Origin of the sequence: Mycoplasmopsis bovigenitalium (assembly GCF_900660525.1) — a bacterium.
Lineage (GTDB): Bacteria > Bacillota_I > Bacilli_A > Mycoplasmatales > Metamycoplasmataceae > Mycoplasmopsis > Mycoplasmopsis bovigenitalium.
The window spans coordinates 229,521-247,755 of sequence record NZ_LR214970.1; the positions used below are offsets into that span (position 1 = coordinate 229,521).

An 18,235-nucleotide genomic window follows, 5' to 3' on the forward strand; every position below is an offset into this window, starting at 1 on the left:
TTAGTTATTACTATTAACTCCTTGTAAGTTTGCTACATCATTTAGTAGTTCATCAATTTCTTTTTCTAATTCGCTTTGCTTATCATTTGCCAGTAAATACTTTTTATTAATCTTGCTTTGCTCAATTATTTGCTTTAAAAATGCCGACAAATCACTAAGCAATTCCTCTATTTGTAATCCAGAACTTTCAACCATTACATACGCAACCTTTTAACTTGTTTTTTAACTTGTTGCTCGATTTGTTGTTCTGGTTCTTTTTCGGATTTTGCTTCTTTATTTTCTGTAATGTATTCTTTATTTACTTGCTCATATAGGTACTGAAAATCTCTATTGTTTACTTCATTTCCATCTCCAATATCTATTCTTAAATGCTCTGTTACCTCTCCATCTACAATATGGTCAAAATAGAATTTAAAATATGGTATCTCAAGTAAGGTTATTTTTCCGTCTTGTTCTTCTTTTGCCCACACGGGTTTTGATTTACATATTCTTTCATCAAGATTTTTAAGTTCATCAACAAGTTCTTGTGTAATAACCTCTCCCTTATAATCTTTTACCCCACCCTCTGGGAACGCCTCATTAAATTCAACTACCCAATAATCCTGTGAATTTAATGGTTCTTTTTCGGATTTTGCTTCTTGGTTTAACTCTTTTTCTCTCTCGCTCAGTCCTTTATCAATAAATGGATGTAGTTCTTGCGGTAATTTTAAAAGTGCTTTTTCACTCATTACAATGCTGTTTGGATCTTGTAAAAAATCATATTCATCTAGTTTGTTCCAATTTAATATGTTTTCGTCGCGTGCGATCTTTATTAGTTTTTCTTTTAAAGTTAAATCTTTTTCTTGCATTATTTCTTCTAAATCGTGCGCTTGAATTAATTTATTTTCAAAATAATCTTTAGTTTCCACATATTTCTGCTTTTCTTGATCATATTCATAAGCCCTAAATCGAATTTCATTAAAATAACTATCTTTTAGTTCATTTAAATAATTCATTTCCTGTTTCGCAAAAGAGTATGCTTGTTCAAAATCATTATCAAAATCACTTTTTTTAAGCGCATATACGCCACTATATGTTTGATAATCCCCATATTTATCTTGGCGAATATCTACACCATTATTTTCAGTTTTGTATACATAATAATGTTCATTGTTAAATTTGCTAAAAGTAAAGACAAAATACTCACTATCAATTTTGGCTTTATTGTCAATATATCAATCAGTATCTTTTTTTTCTGCTATATAGTGGAAATCATTATTTCAAAAATCTTCTCAATATATTTGTGGTTTGATTGTGTCTTCAATAATTCCGTAAGTATAAATTTTGTTCATTACTTCTCCTTTTTACATACGCATTGTTCTGCGTTTTTGGATTTGTTGCTCGAGTTGTTGTTCAAGTTCTTCCGACTTATCTTCTCTGTTTGTTTTTTCAACTTTTGCAAGATATTCTTCAACATCAGTTATTAATTCATCAATTTCTTTGTTCGATACTTTATTTTCCAAATTACTTTCTGATTGCTTAATTGGTTCATCATAATCTTCAAATAATGATAGTTGGCGATATTCAACTTTTTGTGTAGGAATTCGCGGTTCAAAATTAAACATTTCTTTTTTAAATTCAGAATCTTGATTATCAAATAAGTTTTCTTGGGTTTTTGTTTTTAATTGTTCCTGATGTTCTTTTAGTTTTTGTTCAATTTTAAAAATGCTTTCATAAATTGATTTAAACTTATTTTTATCGCTTTCATCTAGTTTGTCAAATACATTTACTCTTTCGTTATATTCATCTATGTTTTTATTAAAACTACTATCAAAATTAATTTGGTTTAAATATCATTCAAAGCCCCTTGCAAATACTTCTTTATTTGATGTGTAATAATCCATTTTTTTATTTTGTTGTTCTAATTCATTATTTGCAACTGCAATTTCATAAGTTTTTCTATATTTATCAACCAAATTTTTAAAGGGTTCATTAATTTCAGAGTAAGGTACAGTAATTGCTAAATCTGAATCAAATAAGTTACCAGTATTTAGTTTTTCATTAATACCTAAGTGATAATCCATTGCGTGGGCTAACTCGTGCATAAATGACTGAATATGATTTGTGTCGTATTTTTCTTGCACTTCGGAGTTATAAGGTTTTATATTAATTGCAATTGTTTTATATGCTGAATTGTATATTGCACTTGCTTTTGCATAATCCGTTTTTCTAAATCTTAAAGTTAAATCATCTTTTAATTCTTCTGGTAAAAACTGAATTATTTTTTCAAATTCTTTACCTAAACTTTGTATTACTTCTAAGTTAGAAGATGGGTCAATTTCAATTGTTTTAAAATATCTATTAAACTGCACTCCGTTTGCTACTCTTTGTGCTTTTTGTGTCATATTTTTTAAAGGTTCTCAAGTTCGAATATTTTTCTCAGTTTCGTCTAAATATTTTGTGATTATTTCACTAGCGCGGATAAAATCAGTTGCAATTTTTACATAAAAATCTTTAAATTCTTCGGGTTTAATCTTGAATTTTTCGGTTGCAATATGTTTAAGGAATGAAAAAGAAAAGTTTTGTTCGTATACTCCATTGTCTATTTGTATTCTTTTTGTATCTATTAAAAAACTTTGCGGGGTTTCTTTAACACCATCAAAATAAATTGAATTAGTATCAGTAATTTTTATTTTGTTATCAATAATTTGCATATATCTAGCGACTGGGTCGCGATTTAACCAATACTTTATACACATTAATTCTTTTTCTTCTTTTGAATCAAGCAATGGTTCAATTAAATGAATATTTATCTTGTTAAAATACTGTTCAACTTTTGGTTGATTTCATTTACCGGCAAAAAATAGTTTTGCTAAATGTTTTTGTTCTTTCTTAGTAAGAATCGGTACCTCTAAATCTAATTTTTCATTGTAAATGTACTGCTCTTCTTCGGTTGTGCTTTGATTAATATTTCGAGTACTTATTACATTACGCATTATGTTTTGAATTATTTTTTTATCTTCAAAAAAGTTAATCATTAATATGTCCTTTAACTATTTGCGCGTACTTTTGTAATTCGTCACCAAAAAATCTAAAATATGCTGTTAATTGTCATAATTCACTAGTTTTTTTATTTTTGACTACTCAATCAAAAATTTCTGGTAATTCAAAATCTAAATTATTTTTTTCTAAATGAGTTATTAATTCAACAAAATCATTTGACAAAATAGTTTTAGCTTCTCTATTTTGCGATTTTGCTTGTTCATTTTCTGCTTTTTGCTCTTCTTTTACTATTTGATGCAATATTTCATATAAGGTTTCTTGTTTTGCATCTTCATTATTAAAATTTTCTTGACTTAGTTTTTGGACAAATAGTTCTTGAATTTTTGCTTGTTGATTTTGCATATGTTTTTTCCTTTATTTTTTGTTAAAAATTAAAATGCTATCTTTTGTTAGACCTAATTTTTGATATCTTTCTTTTAAGTCTTGTAAATATTTTTCTTTTAGTTTTTGGTTATATTCCGCTGCTTTTTTATTTAATTGTGTTTTTTGTTCTGCCATTTTTACTCCTTTTTATCAATATTCTTATTAATGCAATTCACACTGAGTCGCCTAATTAATAATTGTTTTTGTGCATCGAGGTTTTTAGTAAATTTATTGAATAAATCTCAAACTATCGTTTTCATTATTCATTTTCCTTATTTATTATTTTTGCTATTTCTTGTATTTGTTCTTTTTTGTTTGGCACAGTATTTATAATATTTGCTACTTGCGCTCTTTCTTCTTGCGACAATTTTCATTTTGTAAATGTATCATTAATTTTTTGATAAATTTCTTCTGGGTTTTGCGAACTAATCTGTTTGGTTTTTTGGCGGAATTTTTGTAGTGAATTATTTTCATTATTTGCCAACTTATCTTCATTTTTTGGTTGTATATTAATTTCCTTTAAGTTCTGCTCTTCCTGCTTTTCAATTTGATTATTTACACCAAGGGCAATTTTTTTCATTTTCTTAAAATCAAATACATATTTACTTGAAGCGTTGCCAATTGGTTCATTATGAATATATGACTTATCAATATTCATATAATTAAATGCAAATAATGGCTTAATTAGAATCGGTTTATAACCACCTGATAGAACTAAAGCATCTAATTTAGATTTGAATTTCAAATCACTAATACTAAAAATACGTTCATTTTGCTCTGCTATCGTTGTACTTGTCCCTTTATCGTTTGATGTAGTTGATTTTTTCTCTACTTTATTTTCACCAATCATTTCACTTATCTCTTTAAGTGTTTCTTGGTTGTTAGTTTCTAAAAATACAGTTAAACGGGCTTGTGATTTAATTAATTTATTTTCAGAAGCACCCGTATTGTATTTATCTAATTGCGCATAGTCTTGCAGCGATAAAGCAAAGAATATTTTTCTAGACCTTGATATTGCCATTCAGTCGCCAATATCTTTTAGTTTTTCAATTGAAGCAAATTCTTCAAATATCATTAATAACGTTCTGTCAAGTGATAAAGTTTCATTACTATTTGCTTTTGTTATTGCTTGTTCATATATTTGAGAAATTAATATTGGTATCAAAAATGAATTTGCTCTTTTATGATCTGGGAATTTAATAAATATCGCAAACGGTTTTTCGCTATTAAACATTTCGATAAAGTCAATATTATTTTGTGATGTAATACTTTGAATAACTGGGCTAGTTTGAAATAGAATTAATGCGTTTTGTGCATTTGATAAATATCCAGATAATGTTTCTTGAACTACGGTTGCTAATCCATCAATTTCAGTAAAAAGTTCATTTCAAAATTTATTAACTAACTGATATTTTTTAACTTCCTCTCTTCAAGCACCATTTACAAACATATCAATTGAGGTAAAACTATAAGCATTTTTCATAGTAAAGAAATCTAAGGTAAATTCTGGGTTAACAGTTGAATAAAACGCCATAAATTTTAAAATAACCTTAATACAGTTTTTTGCCTGTGCTACTCAATATGAATTTTTTTCTTGTGCATTTGGCAAGTTTTCTACAATATCATTTATAGCGACAATTGCATCTGAATAATCTTCATCATTTAATTCTCTGCCTTTATGCAAACAATCTCAAACTTTTTTAAGAGGATTTCACCTTACTGAATTATGTGAATTATCAAAATCAAATAACCTTATATTGTATCCATTATCTTTTAAAATAGTTCCTGTTGCTTTTAATAATTCACCTTTTGGATCGGTTATAACCATATGCGGTTTTTTGGCACTACTTAATGAAGCGTTGCGTCTTATATTTTCGAAAAGAATTCTTCAAGTTTTCCCTGAACCCGCAATACCTAACAAAATCATATGTGCATCAGTATGATTAACTAATGTACCGTGCTTTTTAATATGACCAATGGCAAATCCCGGTTCATCATTATTTGCAAATTCTTTTTTTAAGTTTTTAATTGAACCCTCTTTTGTGTTTTCATTTCACAAGAATGCTGATTCATCTTTAGTTTTTTTAGAAAATTTTTCAAGTATATTTTTATATTCAAATACCGCTAAAAGTATTAAACAGACAACAATTATTAATAAAACAAATCAATAATTATTTCCCCTTTTATAAAAAGCAAAAATATCATTTAAAGCATTTCGTGAACCATTAAATCAATTCTTTAAGATTGTGAATTTGTAAAAATATAATTGACCTAATAATCCAAGCACCATAAATAAAAATGGCGGCAATATCACTAAACAAAAAACATATTTACTTAAAACAAATAATTTACTTTGTTTTTTCATTTAAAGCCCATTTCTGAACAACGTATTGTTGAATATCTATTTTTTTATTTGCTAGCCTCTTTTCTAAAAATAAAGCCAACTGTAAAGCATATTTAACATCATCAACTTTCATTGAGATATTAACTTTTGATTTTAGTTTTGTTATGTTTAGGTTTTCATAAGTAAATTTATTGACTTTACACAGATTAATAAATTGATTTTTAATATTATCTAAATCGCTTTTGATTAAATTAATATCTTTAATATGTAAATTAATTCAAACTCCACTCTCAATTGTTTTTGTTAAATTTTTATCCATATTTTTTTACCTTTTAGCAACTATATTTGTGCGATATTTTTTTATTGCTTCTATTTTGTTTTTAAAATGCACTCCGTTTGCTTCTCACTCCCATTTTTTAATAATTCACTGTCAATCGATTTTCTTATTTGTGCTTGCATCTGATTTGGACTGATAATTGCTTTGTCTTGATTTATATTCAGAATAATTACCTAATAGATTTTGTGAATCATATTGCTCATCAATTTCATCATCAATACATAGTTTAATAATTGCATTACCAATTTGACTTTCAAATTCTTTGCTTTCTTTTTCAATAAATTCTTTTTGTAATCTATTGTTAAATTGAGTTCCTAAATCTTTTTCTTTTAGTTTTTGGATTTCATTTTGATATTCAGAATATTCTTCTCTGAATTTTTGATTATTTTCTAGTACATATTCAAATACATTTCAAATCGATTTTTTAACGTCATCCGATGTTTTTGAATATGTTTTATTTCTTGCGCCAAGTAATGAGTTTTTAATATTTAGCACATCATTTAACAGTTTTTCATCTGACTCAAAAGCAATTTGTGTCAATTGACGAATATTCTTTCTTTTTTCTCAAATTGAAGATTTAAAAATATTTAGTTCTTGATATTGCTTATTAAACGTAATTTCATTAGCCATTACTTCATTAAAGTTATCTAAGGTTTTTTTATTAAACACTCCCTTGCTTTTATAAGTTAATTTGCCATTTGCATTTAATATTTGCGGGTTAGTTTCTCAAAAACTTAAATGGATATGCGGATATTCAGTGTTTGCGTGCATAGCCCAGTGTCCCGTTATATTTTCAGCATCCAATTTGTTTGCTTTTAAAAGTTTTTTCAAGTTTTTAGTCAGCAAATCATTTCATTCAAATTTATCTACTAAAAAATTCTCTATTCCTAAGTCGCCCGGGTTAATAATCATTTCTCAAACGACTTGTTTATTCGATAGATTTGATAATAATTCTTTTTCTTCTTTAATATCTATATCTTCACCATTACCAAAAAGTTTATATACTCCACTTTTCTCGCTCTTCATTTTTTCTGCAGTACGCGAGTTTATTCACTCTTGCATACTTAGTCCACTATGCTTAAATTCCGCTTTTAAGGTATTTTTATCCATTGCGTCATCTTGCACCCATACCGCACTTTTTCTCGCTATGTAATCCAAATGCTTGCCCGATTTATAAAATTCAAAATTGTGCGGTTCTTTTTGTCCAGACATTATTCTTTTTGAAAAACCACGCTTTGCAAACTCGATATGAGAATAAATTTTTGCCATACTTTACTTAAATTTAAAATTAAGCATTATTTATCATTCAATATAAGAGTTAAAGGTAGTTTTCTTTATATACATATATTAGTTTCCTCTACAGTTTATTTATGTTGCTAATTCTGGACTAAGTCTATTTCCAACCAACTATTAAATTTCATTTTTTTCAAAAATTTAATAGCAAAAATATTTACTTGCTTAAAGTAAATTATTAGGTTAAGTTCATAACTAGCACCGAGGAATCAAGGTACACCACTTAATTTATTTGCACCCTCATTCCTCGATGCAGTGCTTAGTTTATTAACTCTAAAAAATATTTAACAGAAGATATCTCTCACTTTTAAATTCAAAGCAGAATTTGCCCCGAGCATCAAAGTAATAATTTCTACCATTAGCAAATCATTTTCAAGATTTAACAGTTTTAAAAACATCTTTCATTTCTTTATCAAAAATGTAGGTTAGTTTTTTAAAACAAGAATAAATGAAATGTCTATTCTCGCCTGCAAAATATTTGTTCTGGATAATAACTTTTTTGCCACATCCACACTCTCTTTTATACAAGCGATTATGGTAATTACAAATAGCGTCTTTTTTCGCTAATTTTTCAGCCTTAGCTTTTCAACTTAAAATGCGAAAAATTTTAACGACACTTAAGCCATAAAGCAAAAATATAAATCAGCATTTTTTGCCCGAAATTATTAATGTTTTTTTGCTTCTAGAATCGACAACCCGTGGCGCTAATTTTAACATTTGATTACAGTATAAAATTAGTCCATTTTCGATTAGGAATTTTATAACTGAATAAACACTAGATTTTTTTAAGCCGTACTTAAAAAGTTTAGTTAGTGATATTCATTTTTTTACTCCGCCTAGTGCTTTTAAAATTGCTAGAATTTCAACCGCAATTTTTTTACCTAATAAAACTTTAACAAGTTCTTGTGATAATTTCAATTTTGTATTTGAAATTAGTTTTAACCCTTGAAAATTTAATTTTGCATATTTTCTCTCTCTATACAATTTTTTAAATTTTTCTTCAAATCAAAAATTTCTTAATTCTCCGGAGGTTAATGAACGTAAATATTCATCCTCAATTTGTAAATTGGAATATGCACTCATTTATCCTCCTTTTATTTAAATTTTTATTTTTTGATTTTTTTGGGTTATAATTTTGTTGTAAATTGGAATACAAGCAAATTTGGAACCCGAACTCGGGTTCTTTTTTTATCTTGTTTGATATTAAAAAATGCAAGCACGCTTGCTTGCATAACACACTTAAATTTTATAGGTTCATTTTTTTATATAAATTTTAAAGTAATTTATAATTCTCCATTATGAAAGACATAAGAGGTTTTAACACTAGAAAAATATTAAGTATTTTTTCAAGCGAATTTTGTACTTCGCTGTGTTTTTCTTATGGCGAATACTTCGAAAATATATTTGATTTAGCTTCCTCCGTTAATTACTAGTTTTACTAGTAGAAATTTAATAAAAAACAAACAAAACTAAGGAGAGAACTATGAAAAAAAATCGTAACGTTCGCAATGTTATCGAGCTTAAAGAAGTAGTTAAAGAGTTCGAAGACAAAGTAGTTTTAGAAAACGTTAATTTAGAAATCAAAAAAGGTGAATTTATTACATTATTAGGACCTTCGGGTTCTGGAAAAACAACAATTTTAAGATTAATTGCAGGTTTTGAAAGAGCAACTCGGGGTGAAATTAAATTTCACGACCGGGACATTAAAGATTTACCACCACACAAAAGAGATTTATCAACAATTTTTCAAGATTATGCGCTTTTTCCAAACTTAAATGTTGAAGGTAACATTAAATATGGTTTAGCACTAAAAAGAATACCTAAAGAAACAATTAATCCTAAATATGAAAAATTATTAGTTGAAAAACAAAAACAATGAACAAAAAAAGCCAATGATGAAATGGCTAAACTTGACAAACTTCAAACAAGATATGAATTAGAAATGGAAGCATTAAAACCTAATTCACTACCTTACAAAAGAAGACAAAAATATTTAGATAGATCTGACTTTATTTATTCATACTGAGAAAACTATGTTGCAACAAAAACTGAAGACTTTGAAAAGAAATATCTAACACGTAGAATTTCTAAAGAAGAAATGAATCAAGAAGTTGCTAAAATTGTTGAACTAGTTGGCTTAAAAGGTTCAGAAACTAAAGCAATTAATGAACTATCTGGTGGTATGAAACAACGTGTTGCACTTGCTCGTTCACTTGTTATTGAGCCTGAAATTTTACTTCTTGACGAACCATTGAGTGCGCTTGATGCCAAAATTAGAGTAAAAATGCAAAAATTACTAAGAAATATTCAACAACGTCTAGGAATCACATTCATTTTTGTTACTCATGACCAAGATGAAGCACTTGAACTTTCAGATAGAGTTGCAATCATGCGTGATGGTGTTATTGAGCAATATGACACTCCAAAACAAATTTATGACTATCCAGTAAACAAATGAGTTGCAAACTTTATTGGTTCTTCAAACATTTACAATGCAATTTTTAATGAAGATGCAACAGTTACATTCATGGATAAAACATTCAAAACAATTCATGATGAAGATGAATTTGCTGCTGGTAGTGAAGTTGACGTTTTAATTCGTCCAGAAGATATTGATATTATGGATGCATCTGAAACTAAAAAAACCAATGGGCTTATTGGCAAAATTGTTGACATTACTTACCGTGGAAGCTACTACTATTTAAAAGTTGACTTTAAAAACGGTTTTAGCATTTTGGTTGAAACTGCTAAAAAATTTGATTTAGACCAAGAAGTTTCAATTTCTTGAACAATCGACTCAATTCACATTATGGCAAAAGACTCGAAATGAGATTATTCATCTGATGAATACTAAATTTAAAAGTTCATTAGGATTTAACAAACAACTTTTATTACTTTTACCATATGTGTTTATTGCAATCTTTTTGATTGTTCTTCCAATGATTTTAATTGTTGTTCAAGCTTTTACACCTCGCGAAAATTTTGACACAGCATTATTAATCAAACAATTTAATACCTGAGTAATTATTGGCAGAAGTTTAAGAATTGGTGTAATTTCATCAATATTGTGTTTATTAATTGGTTTTCCATATGCATATTTTGTTGCAACAACAAAAAGCAAAATATTGCAAGTTTATGCAATGAGTCTTATTCTTTCGCCAATGGTTATTTTCACAATTGCTAAAATTTATGCAATTAGAGGATTTTTCCTAAGCATTTTTGACGAAGACGTCTTAAATTCAGAATGATTCATGATTTTGGCACTAACATACCTTAACTTACCATACATGATAATGCCGCTTTATTCTGTTTTTAAAGATATGCCTAAAAACATCATTGAAGCTAGTTCAGATTTAGGTTACAACAGATTCCAAACTTTGTTTAAAGTTGTTATTCCTTACAGTTTTAAAGCAATTTTATCAGGATTAAGTTTAATCTTTTTAGCATCGGCAACCACCTTTGTTATTAGTGATAAATTATTGCCAAACCCAGCCCAACTGCAAACAGTTGGTTCACTAATTAACCAATATTCTGACCCATCAAATGCTTATGAACTTTCAACTGGTTCAGTACTTGTTTTGGTGGTTAGTGCAATATTTATTGGTTGCTACGCAATGATTAATTTTGTGCCACGTTTAATAATTAGACTAGTGGCTACAAAATCAAGAAAAGGGGTAAAAAATGAATAAATTTACAACTTTTTTAAGAAAATCATACATTTATTTAATTCTTGCACTAACATACATTCCATTATTTTTTGCAGCTGTATTTAGCTTTAGTAAACCAAGTAAAAAAGGATATTTATCAACCTCTTGAAACGGATTTACAACTGAAGCATGAAGCGAATTTTTCACAGAGGGCAGAGACATTGCCTTGATTAACTCAATTATTATTGCCTTTTTTACTTCGATTTTAGTTGTTTTCATTTCACTAATTACAGTTTTTGCGCTATGAAGACAAAAAAATAAAAAATACGAATTGGTAACAAAAGCAGTAAACAACATTCCAATTATTAACCCAGATAACATTACAGCTATTGGACTAGTTCTAGTATTCACTTTATTCTTTGGCGTGCTTTCAGTAGTTCGTGAAGGAATTATTCGGGGAATCGTTGCTCATACAGTTATGGCGCTTCCTTACGGAATTTCTTTAATGTATCCAAGAAGCGAAAAATTTGAGCGTTCGCTTTATGAAGCTAGTCAAGATTTGGGGTATTCAAAAGTTCAATCTTGGTTTAAAACTTATTTTGTATACATGATTCCAACAATTGTTTTTGCTGGATTAGTTGCTACATTTTTATCATTTGACGACTTTATAATTTTAAAAACAACAACAAATACTTCAACACTAGGGACAAAACTTTACGAAGGTAATATTAAACCTTGAGGTCTTGTTGTTGGCACTGCAATTCTTTTTGCTACCTTTATAGGTAATGCAATTTACATTGGATATAAAGCAAAAATGACAAAAACTAAAAAAGTTTTAGGAGGCACAAATGCAAACTAAAACAAAAAATATCCTAAAAAAATCCGCAATCGCACTTGGCACAATTGGTTCATTAAGTGCTGTATCGGTTGCGATTGCACTAAAAGCCAAAAAACCTTTTAAACCTACTTTTTATAACTATAAATCGTATATGTCAGATACTGGGCGTGAAATTTTGTCTAGCAATTATGACTTTAAAGAATTTGACACTTTAAACGAGTTTACAAAAGCAATTTTAACTCGTAAGGCACTTGGTGGAATTGGTAGTGATGCTCAAGCAGTTCAATTAATTAGACGTGATAAATTAAAAGAAATAGATTATTTAAAAGTATTTATTAAAGACCAAAAAAATCGTCCAAATTGAGCAAAAGATACACAAGGTAAAAATTTACCATACGAGCAATACCGTGATAAAAAGGAATATAGAGAATTTCAAAAATCTCTTTTTACAGATTTGGTTTGAAGCCATATATCAAGCTATGATGATGTATTATTAACTAATTATGATGGCAAAAAATTCGAAGAAATTGACGGTAAAAAACGTCACTTATATGATTATTTTGTTCCTTATTTTAGCCAAGATATGGTCATAGCTTACAACCCATTCAAAGTTGTTAAAGAATTAATAAATCAATCAGTCACTGAAGAAGAAATTCAGAAAAAATTGTATGAATTTGACCAAAAAATTATTGATAGCATTTACGAAAATGGTGTCAATAGAGGCAAAGAACATAATCAAAAAGAAGTGATCATGACTGATGTTTTAAAAGCTTTAAAATCAAACGGCTTTAATCGTTTTGCCATCACCGATGCTGTTAGAGATAACATGATTTATGGTTCTGCATATGAATATGACAACAAAGACAAATATTTTGATACAAATATAACTGGTAAAGCAAGCACAATTGATGAACCAAATTTATACGTAAAATTGATTGATAATTTTGGAAAATTAATCAAAAACTCGCTAGATTATTCATTGACTGACCAAAATATTAACTTTATTGGCGATGGACAATTTTTACTAACTCAACTTGTGGAACCAGATTTAGATAATTCAAAAATTCAGGCAGCTATTTTATACAATGGTGATGCACTTGATGCTTATTTTTCAGAAGATAACATAGAAAGAAGTAAGAATGGATCAATTCGTTTCATTCGCCCTAAATCTAATTTACTACTTGTTGATGGTTTAGTGATGGCTAAAAATGCAGATGTTGAAGAATCAGATTATGACAAGTTAATTAATACATATGTTGATGCAGTCTCTGATGGTCTTCAAGTAGATTATCCTGAAAAAGCATTGGAAAAATTTGAAGAAACATCAAGCTATATTAATTTTGACAACGTTAACTATACACCTACGGTCAAAAGACTTTATGATTATGTAGCTAAAAATTACTTTTCTGATTTAAGTGAATTTGAAAAATCATATGTAACTAACTTGTATGAAATTAAAGATAATTACACATTATTTAACCCAGCTACTCAAAGTGAAAAATTAAAATACAAAGTTATTCACAAAGCTATTGAGCCAACTGACCAAAAAACTTCAACAAACATTAATACATACTGAAATAAAGTTACTAAAAAATAATTTAAAACCTCGCACGAGGTTTTTTTTGTTTTTGAGCAAGTTCACATAATCCATTATAATAATATGTTAAACAAATAAAAAAGGATTAAAATGAATCTAAAAATAATCAAAAATACAATAAGCACAATTGCAATTAGCTCGATGCCTCTGAGTGTTGTTTCATGTGCAAAACAACAAGTTAATAACCAATTACGAATCACAATAAATAATATTAATTTCAACAACAGAGTCGACTTCACACTTGATGATATAAATGAAAAAGATATAAAAACTCAATATAATGACACTATTTATAAAGAAGTTAAGATTAAAGAAATTAAAAAAGATGCTGCAAAAGGTATTTTAGTTGTTGAACTAGAGGCTACTAAAACTAATGGAGAAATTAAAAATCAAACAATCACAATAGATGGTTTTAAGAAATCTTTAAATAATAGTGACTTTAACTCAAAAATTTATTTTGAGGTAAATAATTATGAAGCAGAAAATTTTGAATATCTAAAATGAGAAGATCCCTCAACCTTTCTTGTTGAAGATATGAAAATTAACTATTCAAAAACTGGTTTAAATTCAAATGAATTAGTAGATTTGAAAAATGAAATTATTGATTTTAAAACAGATGATGAAAATAGAACTATAACAATCAAATATAAATTATCATATAAATCAAATGCAAAAAATATTGGTGAATTTGAATATATTATTAAATTCCCGGAAAAAGAGGTTCATTAATGAAAAAACTTTTATTGCCCATTTCATCTGTTACGATTTTGAGTTCATTAGTAAGTGTTTCATGTTCCCAATCCAATTCAAAAATGAATGAAAAAGCAAAATTAATAACATTAAAAGCTATTGCAAAAGAAGTTAGAGATGATGTAAATTTAGTTGATTTTACAAGTGAAAAATACATAAAAATTAATGGTTCTGATATCAATACTGAAATTAGAATAAAAAGTATAAATCCTGAAGGTGATAAGATAAAAGTTTTTTATGTTGTAAGAGATATTCACACAAATTTAATAAGCGATATTCAAAGTACAATTTTGGATATGGAATATATTCAAACAAAGACTAAAATTGAATACAAAGGTAAAAAATTAATTTACAAAAAAAGTGATTATTATAAGCCACTTAATAATTTGAAAGGACAAGAATTATTAAATGCTTTAATTAAATTACAAGCTCAAAAATGAAGCCAACATGTTCAAAGAGGAAAAGAAAAAGGTTATTCTAGATACACTGAACTTTATGATATTTATACAAAAGCATTCCTTGATAAATATTATGAAAAAGACAATACTCTTTTAGATATCTACTCTGAAAATCCTAAAGGAAAAGATCCATATTCATTTGATTTTAACAATAGACATGGAAAAGATTTATCAGGCGATGAGGGTAAAGCTGTTCGAGGAAGAAAAAATCAAGAGGGTGAAATGTATAATAGAGAACATCTTGTACCTCAATCTTGATTTGCAAAAGATCAAGATGTTCGCACAGATGCCCACTTTGTTTGACCAACAGATAAATATGTAAATAATGCGCGTGGAAATAGTTCATTTGGAATTGCGGGTAAAAATGCTAAGGTTTCACTAAATGGAACAAAAACTAGCGCAAATGTATCTGAACCTATCGACGAATTTAAAGGCGATGTTGCTAGAGCTTTAATGTATTTTGCAATTACTCATAATAATAAACTAGTTGAAGGTATGCTTGGGGATACATATTTAGGAGTATTTCCATTCATATCTAAGAATTATTTAGATACATATATTGCTTGAAATAATAAAGACGTTATTGATATGTTTGATATTGACAGAAATAATGAAATAGATAAAGCATATGATAATGGTCTTAGAAACCCATTTACAGATTATCCTCAGCTTGCTGATTTAATTTGAAAAAACACTAACACACCATTTGTTGATCATGGCATATTAGTCGGTATTGAATAAAATAAAAAATTACCAATTCTTTTTAAAAATGAATAAATTGGTAATTTTTAATTAATTGTGTTTTAATTCTTTTGCTTTTTCAGCATTAAAGAATTTAACAAATTCGGTTGCTAAATCAATAGCGGCTTTAATATCAACAATTGAACAAACACCAATTGGTGAGTGTAAATATCTTTGTGGCAATGAAAATGTTATTGCAGGAACTCCACCCTTACCATATTGTAGGGCTGTCGCATCATTTCCGCCACCTTCTGAAATATATTTATAAGCAGGGATATTGTGTTTGCGTGCTAATGACATTAGCATTTCTGTAAATTTAGGGTTAGTTAACAAACCACCATCTTTAACAAGTAATGCAACACCATCGCCAAGTTTTGTGCCACCTTTTATAGCTCCTGTGGTGTCGTGACTAGCACAAGTATCAATTGCAATTGCGACATCTGCGTCAATTATTGAACTAGCTGTTTTTGCGCCTCTTAATCCGACTTCTTCTTGAACTGTTCCAACAATATATGTTTTATTTGGTAAATTTAAATCTTTAATATTGTTTGCTAAAAAGTCAATAACAGTTACGCCTGCTCTATTATCCATTGCTTTACCCGCAACTAGATTGTTTGGCATATCAAATGATTCGCCTGACATATAAACTCTATCGCCTGCTTCAATACCAAAGTCGATTGCTTCTTGTCTAGTTTTAAATCCTGCATCAACATAAAGTTCTTTATTGGTTGGGGCTTTTTTAACTTTTTCATCTTCTAAAATATGAATTGAAGTGTGGCCAAAAATTCCTAAAATTTCTTTGTTGTCTTTATTTGTGACAATTTTACATTTGGTGCCAATAACTGTAACTGGTCAAATTCCGCCAACCGGTGCAACAAGCAAGTTACCATTATCTTCAATATTTCTTACAAAATATCCAACTTCATCCATGTGCGCAGCAATCATAATAACTGGTGCATTGGGGTCAGATTGTTTATTTGTAATGATTAAAGAACCAAATCCATCACGACTAAATTCAAAGTTATCTGACTTAATATTGTTCTTTAAAGCTTGAGCAACTGGTTCTTCATATCTACTCATTGCTTCAATTTCCATGTATTGTTTTAAACGGTCTGAAATTTCTTTAAAATTATTCATTTATATAAGCCTTTCTATTTTTATATTGGTTAAGTACAATAATATTAAATGATAGCAAATTTTAAAATAAGATTCTTTTATTAACCATATATGCGATAATGTTTCATATTTTGGCGAATATTTCATAAAATTATTGCCAAATCAAGTGCTTTTTGAGTTGATATTTAAATAAATATTATAATTGTTTTGCATTCATATGATCTTTATTAAATAAGGAGAAGATTAAAATGAAAAAACCACGTTTTATTGTCCCTATGATAAGTTCAATATTTTTCCCATTATTGGCAGTATCTTGCGTAAATTTTGGGGCTCAAAATCAAACTAAAAATCCTCAAAAAAATGATAACCAAAATCCGAATAAAAAAACTGATCCTAGTGCACCAAAGCCTCCTGCAAAAAATCCAGGAACTCAAAAACCAGGAAATCCAAAACCACCAACAACTACAGAGCCAGGCACAATAACTCCTCCAACTCAAACAAACCCAACCCCACAGCCGCCTGCAACAAACAATCCTGGTAATACAAATACCCCTAAACCAATTGATAATCAAGCTTGAGAACAACTAAAAAAAGATATTTGACAACCAAAATATGTTGAAGGTAAAACACATTTTGTGCGTGTTCCTTATTATGTTAAATTACATTTAAATAATACAAATAAAACCATTGGTTTGTGAGCAAATCACCTTGATAGTCCAGATAATAAAGGATCATCAGAACCTGAAGCTTCATCGAGTTTACGAAGTAAGTATCGAAGAATCCGAAGTCAGGGAGCACAAGAAGTTAGTGAATTTTTGGCACTAAAAGAAGTATTGTCAACTCCAACAAATGATGATTTTATAATCTATGGTGGAGATACTAATATAAAAAATGAGAATTATTTTTTAATAAATGAAATATTGAATAATAGAATCGAGTCAACCCTTTCTACTAAGGAAAATTTAGCTGATAAATGAAAATATAAGGAAACATTTTTAACTTCTCTAGGTAGAACTGGTAATTATTCACACCAATATGACAAAATGATGTTTATTAATAACGATAAGAATTCATTTAATCCAACAGTAGTGGAAAATAATCACAAACCTTTTAAAATTAACATTTTCAGAACATTTGATCATATAATCTCCAAACAAGAATTGAATTTTTCTTATGACGCCAAGTCGAACTCAGGTCATTCAATTATTAGGAACAAAATCTCTGATCATGCCCCTGTATTGACAGATATTGAAAATAGTTTCAATATTTCAACTTCAAATGTTGGCGATAAATTAAAAACAAATCAAAACTTAGGTAAAAATAAAAACACAATAAGAATTGGTCATTGAAATATTTTGAATTATAGTGGAAATGATGACAACCAAGATTCCATTGCAAAAACAAGAGCTATTACTGCAACAATTCAAAAGGCTGGTTTCGATGCCATCGCGTTAACAGAAATAAATGATGGCGCGGGCGAAACTGCAGCAAAAACTCTTAAAAAATATTTGCCAAATCATTATGAAATTGCAGTTCAAGAACAAAAATATACAAAGATTGATGAACATTATATTAATTCAAAAAGATTTGGAAAACTACAACAAGAACAAGTTATTGTAGTTTACAATAAAAATGTCTTTTCATATTATGGACAAAATCTATCTTGAAATAAGCCAATTCAATATTGAGCAGACTAACCATATTTATTA

General features: G+C 28.3%; 17 protein-coding genes. 7 read left to right on the forward strand and 10 right to left on the reverse strand.

What is annotated here, in order from left to right:
• From EXC34_RS01000 to EXC34_RS01035, 9 genes are all read right to left on the reverse strand, one after another.
• Entirely contained in the window at window positions 1-195 is a 195-nt protein-coding gene (locus tag EXC34_RS01000) for a hypothetical protein (protein ID WP_129687538.1), read from the reverse strand.
• Window positions 195-1,331: a hypothetical protein gene (locus EXC34_RS01005; RefSeq protein WP_129687539.1), complete on the reverse strand. Its 1,137-nt coding sequence runs from the start codon at window positions 1,329-1,331 to the stop codon at window positions 195-197. Before EXC34_RS01005 ends, EXC34_RS01000 begins: the two co-directional genes overlap by 1 nt.
• A 12-nt stretch (window positions 1,332-1,343) precedes the next feature.
• Window positions 1,344-3,017: a hypothetical protein gene (locus EXC34_RS01010; RefSeq protein WP_129687540.1), complete on the reverse strand. Its 1,674-nt coding sequence runs from the start codon at window positions 3,015-3,017 to the stop codon at window positions 1,344-1,346.
• Entirely contained in the window at window positions 3,010-3,384 is a 375-nt protein-coding gene (locus tag EXC34_RS01015) for a hypothetical protein (RefSeq protein ID WP_129687541.1), read from the reverse strand. Before EXC34_RS01015 ends, EXC34_RS01010 begins: the two co-directional genes overlap by 8 nt.
• Window positions 3,385-3,396: 12 nt before the next feature.
• The gene (locus EXC34_RS03670; protein ID WP_165001208.1) at window positions 3,397-3,540 is read right to left on the reverse strand and encodes a hypothetical protein; all 144 of its coding nucleotides are present in this window, start codon (window positions 3,538-3,540) and stop codon (window positions 3,397-3,399) included.
• Window positions 3,541-3,664: 124 nt separating this feature from the next.
• Window positions 3,665-5,770 carry a type IV secretory system conjugative DNA transfer family protein gene (locus EXC34_RS01020; RefSeq protein ID WP_129687542.1) on the reverse strand — a complete coding sequence of 702 codons (2,106 nt, stop codon included), beginning with the start codon at window positions 5,768-5,770 and terminating at the stop codon, window positions 3,665-3,667.
• Window positions 5,754-6,068 (reverse strand): hypothetical protein, encoded by a 315-nt coding sequence (locus EXC34_RS01025; RefSeq protein ID WP_129687543.1) that lies wholly within the window; start codon window positions 6,066-6,068, stop codon window positions 5,754-5,756. The genes EXC34_RS01020 and EXC34_RS01025 overlap by 17 nt, the downstream gene beginning before the upstream one ends.
• A 6-nt stretch (window positions 6,069-6,074) precedes the next feature.
• Window positions 6,075-7,355: a relaxase MobL gene (mobL, locus tag EXC34_RS01030; protein ID WP_129687544.1), complete on the reverse strand. Its 1,281-nt coding sequence runs from the start codon at window positions 7,353-7,355 to the stop codon at window positions 6,075-6,077.
• Window positions 7,356-7,652: 297 nt separating this feature from the next.
• Entirely contained in the window at window positions 7,653-8,462 is an 810-nt protein-coding gene (locus EXC34_RS01035) for an MAGa4850 family ICE element protein (RefSeq protein WP_129687545.1), read from the reverse strand.
• A gap of 400 nt (window positions 8,463-8,862) precedes the next feature.
• Here EXC34_RS01035 and EXC34_RS01040 point away from each other — a divergent pair, with 400 nt between their 5' ends.
• The 6 genes from EXC34_RS01040 (at window position 8,863) to EXC34_RS01065 (ending at window position 15,410) form a co-directional block, all read left to right on the forward strand.
• Complete coding sequence (locus tag EXC34_RS01040; RefSeq protein ID WP_129687546.1) at window positions 8,863-10,233, forward strand: ABC transporter ATP-binding protein; 1,371 nt, start codon at window positions 8,863-8,865, stop codon at window positions 10,231-10,233.
• Window positions 10,223-11,068: an ABC transporter permease gene (locus EXC34_RS01045; protein ID WP_129687547.1), complete on the forward strand. Its 846-nt coding sequence runs from the start codon at window positions 10,223-10,225 to the stop codon at window positions 11,066-11,068. The genes EXC34_RS01040 and EXC34_RS01045 overlap by 11 nt, the downstream gene beginning before the upstream one ends.
• Window positions 11,061-11,885, forward strand: coding sequence for an ABC transporter permease (locus EXC34_RS01050; protein WP_129687548.1), 825 nt, complete (start codon window positions 11,061-11,063; stop codon window positions 11,883-11,885). The genes EXC34_RS01045 and EXC34_RS01050 overlap by 8 nt, the downstream gene beginning before the upstream one ends.
• Window positions 11,875-13,461, forward strand: coding sequence for a type 2 periplasmic-binding domain-containing protein (locus EXC34_RS01055; protein WP_129687549.1), 1,587 nt, complete (start codon window positions 11,875-11,877; stop codon window positions 13,459-13,461). Before EXC34_RS01050 ends, EXC34_RS01055 begins: the two co-directional genes overlap by 11 nt.
• A gap of 90 nt (window positions 13,462-13,551) precedes the next feature.
• Window positions 13,552-14,190, forward strand: a complete 639-nt coding sequence (locus EXC34_RS01060; RefSeq protein ID WP_129687550.1) for a lipoprotein 17-related variable surface protein — start codon at window positions 13,552-13,554, stop codon at window positions 14,188-14,190.
• Complete coding sequence (locus tag EXC34_RS01065) at window positions 14,190-15,410, forward strand: endonuclease (RefSeq protein WP_129687551.1); 1,221 nt, start codon at window positions 14,190-14,192, stop codon at window positions 15,408-15,410. The genes EXC34_RS01060 and EXC34_RS01065 overlap by 1 nt, the downstream gene beginning before the upstream one ends.
• Window positions 15,411-15,461: 51 nt before the next feature.
• Here EXC34_RS01065 and EXC34_RS01070 read toward each other — a convergent pair whose 3' ends face one another.
• Entirely contained in the window at window positions 15,462-16,547 is a 1,086-nt protein-coding gene (locus EXC34_RS01070; RefSeq protein WP_129687552.1) for a M42 family metallopeptidase, read from the reverse strand.
• A 227-nt stretch (window positions 16,548-16,774) separates the two neighbouring features.
• Between EXC34_RS01070 and EXC34_RS01075 the strand changes: the two genes are divergently transcribed.
• Window positions 16,775-18,223: an exonuclease/endonuclease/phosphatase family protein gene (locus tag EXC34_RS01075; RefSeq protein WP_129687553.1), complete on the forward strand. Its 1,449-nt coding sequence runs from the start codon at window positions 16,775-16,777 to the stop codon at window positions 18,221-18,223.
• The last annotated feature ends 12 nt before the right edge of the window (window positions 18,224-18,235 follow it).